Annotated in this window: 4 protein-coding genes and 1 pseudogene; 2 read left to right on the forward strand and 3 right to left on the reverse strand. The window is 63.8% G+C overall.

What is annotated here, in order from left to right; translation table 11 throughout:
* Positions 1-83: 83 nt before the first annotated feature.
* Complete coding sequence (locus B015_RS0129310; RefSeq protein ID WP_081623617.1) at positions 84-1106, forward strand: IS110 family transposase; 1023 nt, start codon at positions 84-86, stop codon at positions 1104-1106.
* 308 nt (positions 1107-1414) lie between these two features.
* Here B015_RS0129310 and B015_RS0129315 read toward each other — a convergent pair whose 3' ends face one another.
* The 3 genes and pseudogenes from B015_RS0129315 to B015_RS34005 form a co-directional block, all read right to left on the reverse strand.
* Entirely contained in the window at positions 1415-1633 is a 219-nt protein-coding gene (locus B015_RS0129315) for a DEAD/DEAH box helicase (RefSeq protein ID WP_018431340.1), read from the reverse strand.
* Between the two features lie 168 nt (positions 1634-1801).
* Positions 1802-2517, reverse strand: a pseudogene (locus tag B015_RS31920) (transglutaminase family protein); the annotation flags it as partial.
* Positions 2412-2636 (reverse strand): DUF1326 domain-containing protein, encoded by a 225-nt coding sequence (locus tag B015_RS34005; protein ID WP_245262439.1) that lies wholly within the window; start codon positions 2634-2636, stop codon positions 2412-2414. The pseudogene B015_RS31920 and the gene B015_RS34005, both read right to left, overlap by 106 nt.
* Positions 2637-3478: 842 nt before the next feature.
* On the opposite strand from B015_RS34005, the gene B015_RS31925 reads away from it, so the two are divergent.
* Positions 3479-14398 (forward strand): autotransporter outer membrane beta-barrel domain-containing protein, encoded by a 10920-nt coding sequence (locus B015_RS31925; RefSeq protein ID WP_018431341.1) that lies wholly within the window; start codon positions 3479-3481, stop codon positions 14396-14398.
* Positions 14399-14434 lie beyond the last annotated feature (36 nt).

The raw sequence follows: 14434 nt of genomic DNA on the forward strand, positions 1-14434 counted from the left end.
GGACAGTCAGCAATTGATGCGGTGGACGGCTCTCCTCCCTCCCTGCGGTATGATCGCGGGATTAGAGCTGGAGGAGCGCTATGATGAGCAACGTTGCAACGATCGGTCTGGATATTGCGAAGTCCGTGTTTCAAGTCCACGGCGTGGATGCAGCGGGCGAGGTTGCGGTTCGCAGGAAGCTGACTCGTGGGCGCGTGCTGGCATTCTTTGAGAGCTTGCCGCGATGCTTGGTCGGGATAGAAGCCTGCAGTTCGTCGCATTATTGGGCCCGTGAGCTCATCGCGCGTGGTCACGATGCGCGGCTGCTGCCGGCACAGTATGTGAAGCCCTATTTGAAGCGGCAGAAGAATGATGCGGCCGATGCAGAGGCGATCTGTGAGGCCGTAACACGGCCAACCATGCGCTTTGTGCCGGTGAAGTCGCCCGAGCAGCAAAGCGTGATGATGCTGCATCGGGTCCGGTTGATGCTCAACCGCCAGCGCACTCAGATATCGAACGCGTTGCGGGCACACCTGTCTGAGTTCGGGGTTGTGGCGCCGATTGGGCGCAACGGAATTGAGCAACTGCTCATGGTCATCAACGACGAGTACGATGCCAGGATACCCGCTGACGCACGGCTGTGCCTGCGCATGCTTGAGGCGCAGCTCAAGGTCGTGAAGGAACAGATCCTAGAGAACGACCGCCGGGTCCGGGCGAGTGCGAGAGAGACCGAGCTTGGCCGGAGGCTGATGGAAATCCCGGGCGTCGGCCCGTTGCTGGCGAGTGCATTCGTGGCCACGGTCGCCGATGCGCATACGTTCAAGTCGGGTCGCTGTCTTTCTGCCTGGATCGGGCTCGTGCCGAAGCAGAACTCGAGCGGGGGAAAGGAGAAGCTCGGCAGTATCTCCAAGGCCGGCAATCGCTACCTGCGACAGTTGCTCGCGGTCGGCGCAATGGCGGTTATCCGATATGCCGAGCGGAATGGGACCAAGAGGCCATGGCTCGTGCAGTTGATGGCGCGGCGAACAACCAAGGTGGCGGCGGTCGCACTGGCCAACAAGACTGCCCGGATGGTCTGGGCACTGATGACGAACGGCGAGCGCTACAGGGAGCCGGTCATCGCATAGAACGAGACAAGGCGAGCGATCGCTGACGAGGTTGGAAAGGGCGGATAGGAGCTAATGCACTAAGCCGGTTGATACCGCCGGATCAGGAGAACCCACTGGGGCCGTGCACTTCGAGTGCGAGCTTTCGATCGGGACCTGAGCCGCGCGAATGGCATTATGGCCAGCGGCGTATGAAAGGCCGCACCTACAGGTCGGATACATGGCCGCACCAACCAGCAACTGCAAAGCTCGTGCAACCCCTTGCCAACGGAGAGCCGTCCATACACGGCCCCGATCCTGTCAAACGGCAAGGCGCGTCCTTTCGCCGCTCATTGAACCTCCGTCATCTCCAGATATCGGCAGAAGCCGTTGGCGAGCTGCATCTGTCGGGGCGTGCGGCACTCGGGCTCGAACACGTCTGGATTGGCGACGAGGATGCACATGGCCTTCGCGCGACACGTCGCCACGTTGAGGCGATTCGCACTGGAGAGGAACTCCATACCGCGCGGCGCATCGGCATGGCTGGAGGTCGTGATGGAGTAGATCACGATGGGGGCTTCCTGCCCCTGAAATTTTGTCCACCGTACCGACGCACGCGCCCGGCAGTTGCTCGGCTCTGGTATCCTTCAATACCGGCCCAACTTCCGCATCTCGCGCTGAAGTCCGCGTCATCGTGCATGTCCAGGTCGCGGAAAGATAAGGCTGCAACACAACTGTCACGAACTCGAAGCCGGCACTTCGTACGTCCATACCCTGAATGTCTTGAGAACATGCGGCCGAATGAATTGATCGGGGGTATGTCGGTCGCGTCGCGGCCGCGCGCCACCACGATCCTGCCGATCCGCGGGACATTGTTGCGCGGATCGAATGTATGCCATTCGCCATCGAGGAAGACCTCGATCCAGGCGCTGAAATCCATCGGATCTACGACCGGAACGCCGATGTCGCCGAGATGACCGTTTACGTAGCGCGCCGGGATGTTGAGGCACCGACAAAACGTGATTGCCAGATGCGCGAAGTCGCGGCAAACGCCCACGCGTTCATTGAAGGTCTCGAAAGCCGTGCGTGTCGATCGGGCCTGCATGTAGTCAAAGCGTATATGATTGTGGACGAAGTTGCAGATCGCCTGCACGCGACTCCAGCCAGGCTGGATCGTGCCGAACAGGTCCCACGCAATCTGGCTGACGCGGTCAGTCTCGCAGCAGCGGCTTCCCATCAGGTAGACGAGGCTATGGTCCGGAAGTTCAGGCACTGAGAGTTCGCGTGCGCCAGGTAGCACCCTGTCGAGTTGTCCGTCATCCCAGATCGTCGCATCGCCCCACATGGTCAGGTCGCCGGCGGGCGCGACGAGCCTCCGGCAGCGGTTGCCGAACAGATCGCGGTAGGTCGATACGGGCACATCGGGTGTTGTGAATGTCGTCTCCGGCAGGCGAGCACGCCTTGGCAGTGATTACCCGTTGGTCGCTGTGCGAACTCGCAAGGGCAGGGGATGTCGCAACTGCAGATGTCGAACCAGTCGCCTGCGAGACTCCACTGAGGTACTGCATTCATAGCTGTCCCTCCCGGAAAAATTCAGGGCCAGATCATACGTCGACGGGTCGCAATCCAGCGTCGTTCGCTGGCCGTCCGGCCACAAGTCACCGCTTGTGCGCAGCATTCATGGTGCCGCCTGCGTCGAAGCGGGATTTGGTCGAAAACTCTTTCGCAATTTCTCCGACCTCGTCTCCTCAAGCATCGTAAACAATAAACTAAGCACAACGGCCAGCGCTGTGAACGCTGCATTCTATTGCAAGAGTTTTGTGAAAGAAATCAGAATATCCTGAAAGACAGACCTTCCGGAATGTGCGCCTATCCCAGTTTACGAAACAGGCGGGCGGAAGGCGCCTGGGTATCGATGCACCTTTGGAAGCTGCGGAATTCCAACGAGGTACCTGGGCACCTGCATTCCACCCGGATGGTTGTCATAACGAGGGATTATCCATGCTCGGTGCGGTCAGGTTACAGCGTTCAACGCTGATCAATGTCACTTGTGAGCTGAGTGAGTGGTTCGGTGATGTGTCTCGGATGCGGAGCCTAAGCCTCACGGACACGGATCGCCTCAGCAGAGCGCGTCTCAATCATTGATTTAGGTATGCTTTTTCTGGCCGGCGCCGCGGTTGCCTGTTGGGCCTTCCGCTCGCCTGCCTTGGCAATCCGACATGGCTAGCGAGCGCTCATCCGCCACGCAAAGACGTTGCGGCCAGCGTCTGCTTGGGACGGACGTTGAGAGGGGATTGAGTTACATGCAGGACGTCTCGACGGCCCACGCTTCAATACCAACACGGCAGGCGAACGTATCGTCGGCAACATCGCGTGGCGTTTCTGCATTGCGTCGTGCCATGCGCGGTGGGCGTATGACCAAATGGAAGGGCCATGCCGCAAGTTACGCACCGAATGTTACCGAGATCGCCGGCTGGATGTTGGCGCGCGCCCTGCCGCTTTCGCTCGCTTCGGTCCTGGTGTTCGGCGCGGCGGCGGCCGCGGACCGGTATTGGGACCCCAATGGCACGGCGGTCGGACGCGGCGGTGCCGGGGCCTGGAACACGACATCCGGCTTCTGGAGCCCGAGCGCCGACGGCGTCAGCGGCCCCTATTCAGCGTGGAACAGCGCCGCGCTCGACAACGCGATTTTCGGAGGTACGACTGCCGGGACGGTGACTTTGACGTCGCCAATCACGGCCAACAGCCTTACCTTCGAGACCGGGGGCTATGTTCTGACCGGCGGGACATTGACCTTGGCAGGTGCAAACCCGACGATTGCGACCGTCGGAAGCACCGTTGGCGCAACCGTCAATTCGATCATTGCCGGAACGGCTGGCCTTACAAAGGACAAAGCCGGATCGCTGGTCCTCAACGGCGCGAATACCTTTGCCGGTACGATTAATCTGTTGGCCGGTACGCTCAGCGTCAATGGCGATGCGGCCCTTGGTGCTGCGGCAAACCGCATGGTGACGACGGGCGGCACCTCGTTCATCGCCTCCGGCGCACTCGGCGCCAATCGCATCATCGAACTGGGCAGTGGGCTTACCAGCATCGGCGGCTCAGGTGTCGGCTCGGCCCTGTTTACCGGCGCCGGCGGGCTGCGGATCGTTCAGGACGTCGTGATGAGCAACGACGCGAACGACTTCACCGGCCAGGTCAATTTTTCAGTGAATGGGGCCGCCTTCTTCACGTCCGTTAGAAATGTTGGCGAGGCGAGTTCCTTGGGGGCGGGCGGAACCATCCGTTTCACCGCCACCAACCAGTATCAGGACTGGCTCTACTATACCGGCAGCGGCAACAGCTCCAACCGTGACTGGGAGTTTGCAACCAGCGGCGGCACCTCGGGGGCCGTGTTCGTCAACAATGGCACCGGCATGCTGAAGCTGAGCGGCAACATTGCCGCGATTGGCGCGGCAGGCACCGGGTTGTCCTTTGTCGCCCAGAAGGCGGATATGGAGTTGCTGGGGGTGATCAGCAGCCCCGCCAATCGCAATGTCGTTTTCCGCGGCGCAGGCGTTGAACGCACCATCACCTTGGGCAATGCCAACACCTATGTTGGAGCAACGGGTATCGGCTCCGGCGGTGCCGTCACGGTGCGCGCGGGTTCACTGGCCGATACCGGCTTCGTCAGTTCGTTCGGCACGGGTACGGCGGGCGGCATCGAAATCTATTCGGACAGCGTCCTGAGCTATACCGGATCAGGTTCGAGCAGCAACCGGGCCTGGACGATCGGCCCGGCCGTGGTCACAGGCGGCATGGGCGGCACGATATCGAATGACGGTACCGGGGCGCTGGCGCTCAGCGGTGCGGTGGAACTTGCTGGAGGAGCGAAAGGCGGCCTCGGGCTGGGGGGCAGCTATACGGGCGTGAATACGCTGTCCGGAGTCATTTCCGGAAATGGCGCGCTGGGTAGCCGCGGATCCGGCACCTGGGTGCTGACGGGCGCCAACACGCGCTCCGGCGCAATTGTCGTGGACGGTGGCACGCTGCGTGCCGGCAGCACACAGGCGTTCGGCACGACCACCGGCATCACCGTCAATGGCGGCACGCTCGACCTCAACAGCTTCGACCTTTCGGCATCGACCCTTGCCGGTACCGGCGGCGTCGTCGAACTTGGCAGCGCGACGCTGTCCTTGAACAGCGCCACCAGCACTGCCTTCGCCGGCAGCATTTCAGGCAGCGGCGGTCTGACGAAAACGGGTGCGGGAATCCTGACGCTCAGCGGCGCGAGCACGTATAGCGGCGATACGACGCTCAGCGGCGGCGGGCTGACGCTCGACTTCTCCGCGTCGGGCGCGCCCGCAAGCAACATCCTTTCGGCCAACTCAACCTTGAACCTGGCCGGCAGCTCGGTGCGGATCGTGGGGGGCACCGGCGCTGCCAACAGCCAGACCTTCGATGGCCTGAACATTTTCGCTGGCAGCAACCGGATCATTGCGACCACCGGGGCCGGCGGCAGCGTCACCGTGAACCTCGGCGCAGTCAATCGCACCGGCGGCCTGGTCGACTTTGCAATACCATCAGGCGCCATCTTCAAGACCACCAGCCTGGCCTTGGGCGGCTGGGCGACGGTGAACAATTCCGACTATGCCAAGGTCGGCGTCGGTGGGGTGATCACCGCCTTCGAAGAGACGGACTACGCTCACAATGACGATGCGGCGACCTGGCAGGACGGCGATATCATCTCGGATACGACCGGCTTCTTCGGCACTGTCGGCACAAGCACGCAACTCGGCGGCCTGCGATACACCCGGCCGGTCGCAACGACGGTGACGATCGCCAGCGGGCAGACGCTCGGCACCGACGGCACGATCATCGTCGCCCCGAGTGTCCTTAACAACAACCAGGTCATCACCGGCGGTTCGTTGACCGGCAGCCTCGGCGGTGGCGTGCTCGGCCTTCAGCAGAACAGCACCGGCAACTTCACCATCGCCTCCACGATCACCGACAATGGCGGCGCCATCGGCTTCACCAAGGGCGGCAACGGGCTCGCGACACTGACCGGCGCCAACACCTATACCGGCGCCACGACGCTGAGCGGCGGCATCCTGGCGATCAATAGCGTTGCCAATGGCGGCCAGGCGAGTAGCCTGGGCATGTCGAGTGCGGACTCCTCCAACCTCGTCCTGGAAAGCGGCACGTTGCGCTATACCGGAGCCGGCGGCTCCACCGACCGAGGCTTCACGCTCGTCAATGGCGGTCCATCGCGCACGATCGACATAGTCAACAGCGCGGCGAACGTCGTCTTCAGCGGTCTTGTCACCAGCCCGGACGATTCCGGGTTCACCAAGACGGGCAGCGGCACGCTGACGCTCGCAAACGGCGCCAACGACTATGTCGGCGTTACCACCGTGAATGGCGGCGTGCTGGCGGTGGCGGCGCTCACCGATGGCGGCTTGGCCAGCAGCATCGGCATGTCGGGCAGCGACGCAGCCAATCTTGTCCTGGCAGGAGGCACGCTGAACTATCTCGGCGTGACCACCAGCAGCGATCGCGGCCTTACCCTTGGGACGGGCGGTGGCGGCATTGGCGTCGAAAACGCAGGCTCGACGCTCACCTTGAGCGGAACGCTTATCGGGGCGGGCGGCCTGCACAAGGAGGGTGCCGGAACGCTGGTGCTCACCGGCGCGAACAGCTATGCCGGCGATACTGTCGTCAACAAGGGCATCCTGCGGGCTGGATCGGCCCAGGCCTTCGGCAGTGCATCAAGTTTCATGACCGTCAACAGCGGCGCCAAGTTGGAACTGGGCGGTTACAATGCAACCGTTGCCGGGCTGCTCGGCGGCGGTACGGTCGACCTTGGCAACAACACGCTGACGTCGAGCGGCGGTTCCGCCAATGGTTTCACGGGCAAGATCACCGGCACAGGGGGTTTTACCCGTACTGGCTCGTGGACGCAGACCCTGAGCGGCTGCAACAACGACTATACGGGCAAGACGACGATCTCCGGCGGCGGCACACTCAGCGTCGATTGTCTCGCCGATGGCGGCGTGGCCAGCGGTATCGGCGCGTCGAGCAACGCTTCGGCCAATCTGGTCTTCAACAACGGCACACTTGCCTATTCCGGTGGGAGCGTCACCACCAACCGCGGCTTCACGCTCCAGGGAAGCACGGGCACCATCGCCGTCGGCAATGCCGCCACGACCCTGACCTTCACCGGCCAGGTCGTCGGCGCCGGCGGGCTCGGAAAATCCGGAGCCGGCACCCTCGTCTTATCGGGCAACAACACCTATGGCGGGGGGACCAGCGTCAGCGGTGGGATCCTGCGGGCCAACTCGGCAAGCGCCTTCGGCAATTCCGGTGCGATGTCGCTTTCGAATGCAGCCGGGGTATTGGTCGACCTCAACGGCTTCAACACCACCATTGGTCATCTGGCCGGCGGCGGTGCGCTCGGTGGCGATGTGGCGCTGGGCGGCGCGACGCTCTCTCTTACGACAGGCGGCAGCGGCACCGGCACCTTCGCCGGCGCTATCAATGGGGTCGGTTCGCTGATCAAGGGCGGCACATACACCCAGGTGCTCAACGGTTGTGACAGCAACTACACAGGCGGCACGACAATCAACAGCGGCGTGCTGGCGGTAGCCTGCCTGACCGATGGCGGCACGGCCGGTTCCATCGGCATGTCCAGCGCCAATGCCGCCAATCTGGTAATCAACGGCGGCACGCTGCGCTATATCGGGACCGGCGGCAGCACGGATCGCCGCTTTACGCTGGGCGCCAGCGGCGGTAATGCGCTCGACGCCTCCGGCTCCGGCGCGATCAATTTCACCAGCAATGCGCCAGTCACCTTCGCCGCGGCCAACACTGCGCAGACCTTGACGCTGACGGGCACGAGCACGGCCTACAACAAGCTGGGCACGCAACTGACCAACAACGGCACCGGCGTGACGTCGCTCACCAAGACGGGCACCGGCACCTGGATCCTGACCAATTCGGCCAGCACCTACACGGGTGTCACCAAGATCGACGGCGGCGTGCTCGGCGTCGACAAGCTCGCCGATGGCGGGCTGGCGAGCAGCCTTGGCGCATCTTCGGCAGCCGCATCGAACCTGATCATCGGCAACGGCTCGACGCTGCGCTACACCGGCTCGGGCGACACCACCAATCGCCTGTTCACGCTTTCGGCGGGTGTAACCTTCATCGAATCCTCCGGTACGGGCGCAATCGTCTTCACCGACACCGGACCGGTGACCCTTGCAGGCGCCAACCAGAGCCGCACCATTGCGCTTGGTGGCACCAACACCGGCAACAACACGCTCGCCGGCTCGATCGGCGATGCCGGCACGGGCAAGACCATTCTCGCCAAGAACGACAGCGGCACCTGGGTGCTGACCGGCAACAACACCTTTACCGGTAACACCGTCGTCAACGCCGGAACGCTGGTGCTGGGCAACGGCGGCACAAAGGGCTCGATTGTCAGCGACGTCATCGTTGCCGGTGGTGCGCTGGCCTTCAATCGTTCCGACAGCTACAGCTACGGCGGCCTGATCTCGGGTGCCGGCGGCATCAGCCAGATCGGTTCGGGAACGACGATCCTGACCGGCAACAACAGCTACACCGGCGCAACGAACGTCGATTCCGGCACCTTGCTCGTCAATGGCAACCAGTCGGCTGCAAACGGCGTCACGACCGTCCAGTCAGGCGCAACACTCGGCGGCACCGGCATCGTTGGCGGCAACGTTGCCGTTATCGGCGGCACGCTTGCGCCGGGCAGCAACGGCGCCGGCACGCTCACCATCAACGGCAACCTTTCGCTCGATGCGGCGTCAACGCTTGCCATGCAGTTCGGGCAGGCCGGCGCAGTCGGAGGGGCGCTCAACGACCTGATCGACGTCAAGGGAGATGTGACGCTCGACGGTACGCTTGACGTTTCGGTCTCGGCGGGCGGCAGCTACGGTCCGGGCATCTATCGCATCATCAGCTATACCGGAAGTCTGATCGACAAAGGACTGGACCTCGGCACCCTGCCGAGCGGTACCGGCGTGATCCAGACCTCGGTGGGGGGACAGGTCAATCTTCTGGCTGGCGGGAACAGCTTCAGTTTCTGGGACGGTGATGCCGGTCCGAAGTTCAACAGTGCCGTCAATGGCGGCAACGGCACCTGGCAGAACGGCACCGGCAACGACAACTGGACGGATTCAAGCGGCGTGCTGAACGCCGCCTACAGCGACGGCACCTACGCGATCTTCGCTGGTGCGGCGGGAACCGTCACGGTCGACAACGGCCTTGGCCAGGTGACGGCCGAAGGCATGCAGTTTGCGACGAACGGCTACCGTATCCGGGGTGGCGTTCTCCAACTCGTCGGTCCGCAATCGACCATCCGGGTCGGTGACGGCACCGGGGCGGGTGCGGGCATGACGGCCACCATCGCCTCCGTGCTCGCCGGCAACACGCAGCTGGTCAAGACCGATGCCGGAACGCTGGTGCTGACCGGTACCAACAGCTACAGCGGTGGCACGGCGATCAATGGCGGCACTGTGAGGATCGCCAGCGACGCCAATCTCGGTGCCGCCGCGGGCGGCCTGAGCTTCGGTGGCGGTACGCTCCATACGACCGCGAACATGATCACGAACAGAGCCGTGACGCTGGCGGGCGCGGGAACCTTGCTCACCGATGCTGGCACGACACTGACGCTCTCCGGCGCGATGACCGGCATCGGCGCGCTGACCAAGAGCGGTACGGGCACGCTGCTGCTGACCGGCGATGCCACGCATAGCGGCGGCACGACAATTGCGGCGGGCCTGCTCCAGGTCGGCAATGGCGGGACGACCGGCAGCATCGCCGGCAACATCGTCAACAACGGCGCGCTGATCTTCAACCGTTCGAATACGCTTCTCTATGCCGATTCCGTTTCCGGCACCGGCACCCTGACGCAGAACGGCACCGGCACGACGACCATGACCGGTATCAGCACCTACACAGGAACGACCTCGGTCAATGCGGGCAAGCTCGTGTTGCAATCGGGCGGCCAGATCAACGGAACATCCGCCTTGAACGTCGCCACTGTTGCTGGCATCAGCGCTGAAGCGGTCATCGACGGACCCGGCTCGCGTATCGTAACAGGCTCGGGCATTTCCACGATTGGAAACAGCGGAACGGGCACCTTGACCGTGCGAAATGGCGGGTCGGCGTCCTTCGGCACCCTGGTTGTCGGCGCCAATGCGGGAAGCAACGGCACGCTCAACATTGTCGGAACCAACTCTCTGGTCACCACGACAGGAGGGCCCACGCAAGCGATCGGCTTTGGTGGCACTGCCAGCCTCAATATCCTGAACGGCGGCAAACTTGTCGCTGGCGGCGTCGCCGGAATCAAAGTCGGCTTTGGCCCAGCCGGCAACGGCACAGTCACTGTTTCGGGTGCAGGATCCCGCTTCGAAACGACCGGTGCACTCACCCTTGCAAGCAATGCGACCGCAACGGGCAGCGTGACCATAACCGACGGCGGTGTGGTCAAGGTGGGCGGCGGCACGCTTGCGATGGGCCCCGGCAACGCTGTGCTCAACATCGGCGGAGCCGAAGGTGGCCTGGCTGCCCATGCGGGCGAGCTCCAGGCGGCTGCGCTGACGCTTGGGGCGGTCGGAAACCGCGTCAACTTCAACCACGACGACAGCAACTATGTGTTCGAGACCGCGATTTCCGGCGTGGGGACTGTCAATCATAACGGCCCCGGCGCAACGGTGCTGGCCGGTGCCAACAGCTACACGGGCGCCACCACGATCAATACCGGCAGTCTCTATATCAACGGCAATCAGTCGGCTGCGACCGGGCTCACCACGGTCAATTCCGGCGGCACGCTCGGCGGTATCGGCACCATCGGCGGCGACGTCGTGGTCGCCAACGGCGGCGCGATCAATCCGGGCAACCTGGGCGACGCGCCGGGAACGCTCGCCATAAAAGGCAACCTCACGCTCAACGGGGGCTCGACGCTCAACTATAGCTTTGGACAGGCGAATGTCGCCGGCGGTCCGCTCAACGACCTGATCAATGTCGGCGGCAACCTGACACTTGACGGCACGCTCGATGTCGCGACCTCAGGCGGCGGCAGCTTCGATCCCGGTGTCTACAGGGTCATCAACTATACCGGCACGCTGACCAACAACGGGCTCACCATCGGAACGATCCCGTCGCCGGACTTCTATCTCCAGACCTCGGTCGAACATCAGATCAACCTGGTCAACACCGGTGGCTTGACGTTGCGCTATTGGGACGGCGATGCGGGCCCCAAAAACAACGGCGCGATTAATGGTGGAGACGGCATCTGGCAAAACGTCGCCGGCAACGACAACTGGACCGAGGACACGGGCGCTGCCAACGCACCCTTCCAGGACGCGGCCTTCGCCGTGTTCATGGGGGCTTCCGGCACCGTCACGGTCGACAACGGCTCTGGCCCCGTCAACGCAGCCGGTATGCAGTTCCTCACCGACGGCTATGTCATCGCCGGCGGCGGCATCAACCTTGCCGGCACGCCCTCCTCGGTGATCCGTGTCGGCGACGGCACGACCGGGGGTGCCGGGATCATGGCCACCATCGAGTCCGTTCTTGGAGGCGGATCCCAGCTGGTCAAGTCCGATCTTGGCACGCTGATCCTTACAGGCAACAACACCTACACCGGCGGCACGGCCGTCAACGGCGGCAAGCTGCTGGTGAATGGCAACCACTCCGCGGCAAGCGGAACGACATCGGTAGCGGCGGGCGCGACGCTCGGCGGCACCGGTATCATCGGCGGCGACGTCGTGGCTGCCGGCGGCACGATCTCGCCGGGCAGCAACGGCGTCGGCACGCTGACCATCAAGGGCAGCATGACACTCGACGCCGGCTCGACGCTGGCGATGGAGTTCGGCGAGGCGGACGCGGTCGGCGGCGCGCTCAACGACCTGATCAATGTCGACGGCGACCTCGTCCTCGACGGTACGCTCAATGTCTCCGAATCTGCGGGCGGCACCTTCGGCGCCGGCATCTACCGCGTCATCAACTACGGCGGCACGCTGACCGACAACGGTCTGAACCTGGGCACCGTGCCTGTCGGCAGCCACGCCCAGATTCAGACGTCCTTCTCCGGCCAGGTCAACCTGATCAACACCGGCGGCCTGTACCTCAGCTTCTGGGACGGCGCGGCCGGACCGAAATTCGACGGCGCCATCAATGGCGGCGACGGCGTCTGGCAAAACGGCACCGGCAACGACAACTGGACCGATGGCGCAGGCGCGCTCAACGCGCAATATGACGACGGCGGCTATGCGGTCTTCGCGGGCGCGGCCGGCACCGTCACCATCGACAACGACCTCGGGCAGGTCACCGCATCCGGCATGCAGATCGCCAGCAATGGCTATCTGATCACCGGCGGCGCACTGGACCTCGTCGGGCCGCAGGCGATCGTCCGTGTCGGCGACGGCACGGCGGCGGGCAGCGCCGTTACAGCTACGATCGCCTCGGCGCTTTCCGGTGCGAGCCAACTCGTAAAGACCGACCTCGGCACGCTCGTGCTTGCCGGCAACAACAGCTACACGGGCGGTACGGCCATCAATGGCGGGAGGCTGGAGATCGCGGCCGACGTCAATCTCGGCGCCACTGCCGGCGGTGTCAGCTTCGACGGCGGCACCTTGCACACGACCGCCGACCTCGATAGCGACCGATCGGTCACGCTTGCGGGCAATGGCACCATCGCGACCGATGCGGACACGACGTTCACGCTGAACGGTCTGCTCTCCGGTGCCGGCGTACTGACCAAGGGCGGAGCGGGAACGCTGCTGCTCACGGGCGACAGCAGTTCCTACCTTGCCACCAGCGAGGTCGCAGGCGGTACGCTCGCCGTCAACGGCATCCTCGGCGGCAAGGTGAATGTGGCGAGCGCCGGCCGGCTCGAGGGCAACGGGCATGTCGGCGGCGTCACCAATGCGGGTGTTGTCGCAGCGGGCCATGGCGGTATCGGGACCCTGACAATCGACGGCGACTATGTCGGCGTGGGCGGCGTTCTCGAGATCGAGGCAACCCTTGGCGGCGATGCGTCCCCGACCGACCTGCTGGTCGTCAACGGGGCCACCTCCGGATCGACGACGGTCAATGTCATCAACCGCAATGGGCTGGGTGCCCAGACGCAGAACGGCGTCAAGATCATCGATGTCGCCGGTGCTTCCAACGGCACGTTCACGCTCAACGGCGACTATGTGTTCAACGGCGAGCAGGCGGTCGTGGCGGGAGCCTATGGCTATCGTCTCTACAAGAACGGCATTGCCAATCCGACCGATGGCGACTGGTACCTGCGCTCGGCACTGCTCGATCCAGCCGGTCCGCAGCCGCTCTACCAACCGGGCGTGCCGATCTATGAGACCTATGCCGGCTCGCTCCAGCAGCTCAACAAGCTCGGCACATTGCAGCAGCGTGTCGGCAGCAGGGCATGGGCAACCCGCACCGACGGTGCGCGTGTGACCGCCGAGGGGCAGACCCCGACCGACAGCAACGGCATCTGGGCGCGCATCGAAGCGGCCCATGCCGAATTCGAGCCGGAGGTCTCCACCAGCGGCGCCAACTATGACGCCACCACGTGGAAGCTTCAGACGGGCGTCGATGGCATGCTCATGGAAAGCGAGGACGGGCTGCTGATCGGCGGCGTCTATGCGCAGTACGGCACCGTTTCCTCAGGCGTCTGGTCACCCTTTGGCGTTGGCGGCATCGACGCCACTGGCGTCGGCCTGGGGGCGACGCTGACCTGGCATGGCGAAAACGGCTTCTACCTGGATGGCCAGGCGCAGGTCACGTGGTACAACAGCGATCTGCATTCAGCGACATCCGGACGCAACCTCGTCGACGGAAACGACGGTGTGGGCTACGGCCTTAGCATCGAAGCCGGCCGGCGCGTGGCCCTCTCCGGCAATTGGTCTCTGACACCGCAGGCTCAGTTGGCCTATTCCTCGGTCCAGTTCGACGACTTCACCGACACGTTCGGGGCCGATGTGGCGCTTGGCAGCAGCCGCAGCCTCGTCGCTCGCCTTGGTGTCGCTGCCAACCATGATGTCGAATGGCGAGACGGAGATGGGCGCATCAACCGCGCGCAGCTCTACGGCATTGCCAATGTATACTACGACGTGCTGGGCTGGTCGGAGATCGACGTCGCCGGCACGGCTTTCGCAAGCCGAGACGACCGCCTGCGCGGTGGCCTCGGAGTCGGCGGTTCCTACAACTGGGCCGGCGACAAATATTCGGTCTATGGCGAGGCGCATGTGAACACGAGCCTGGAAAATGTCGGCGGCAGCAATGCCATCGGTGGCACCGTCGGCTTCCGGATGAACTGGTAGCGCCCGCTTGTAGCTATTGAGCCACATCGTGCCGGT

This window comes from Hoeflea sp. 108 (assembly GCF_000372965.1).
Classification (GTDB): Bacteria; Pseudomonadota; Alphaproteobacteria; order Rhizobiales; family Rhizobiaceae; genus Aminobacter.

What these genes read in the sequence shown, in the direction of transcription:
- B015_RS0129310 (WP_081623617.1), top strand. Translation starts at nt 84, where the DNA reads ATGAGCAACGTTGCAACGATCGGTCTGGATATTGCGAAGTCCGTGTTT.
- B015_RS34005 (WP_245262439.1), bottom strand. Translation starts at nt 2,636, where the DNA reads ATGAATGCAGTACCTCAGTGGAGTCTCGCAGGCGACTGGTTCGACATC.
- B015_RS31925 (WP_018431341.1), top strand. Translation starts at nt 3,479, where the DNA reads ATGACCAAATGGAAGGGCCATGCCGCAAGTTACGCACCGAATGTTACC.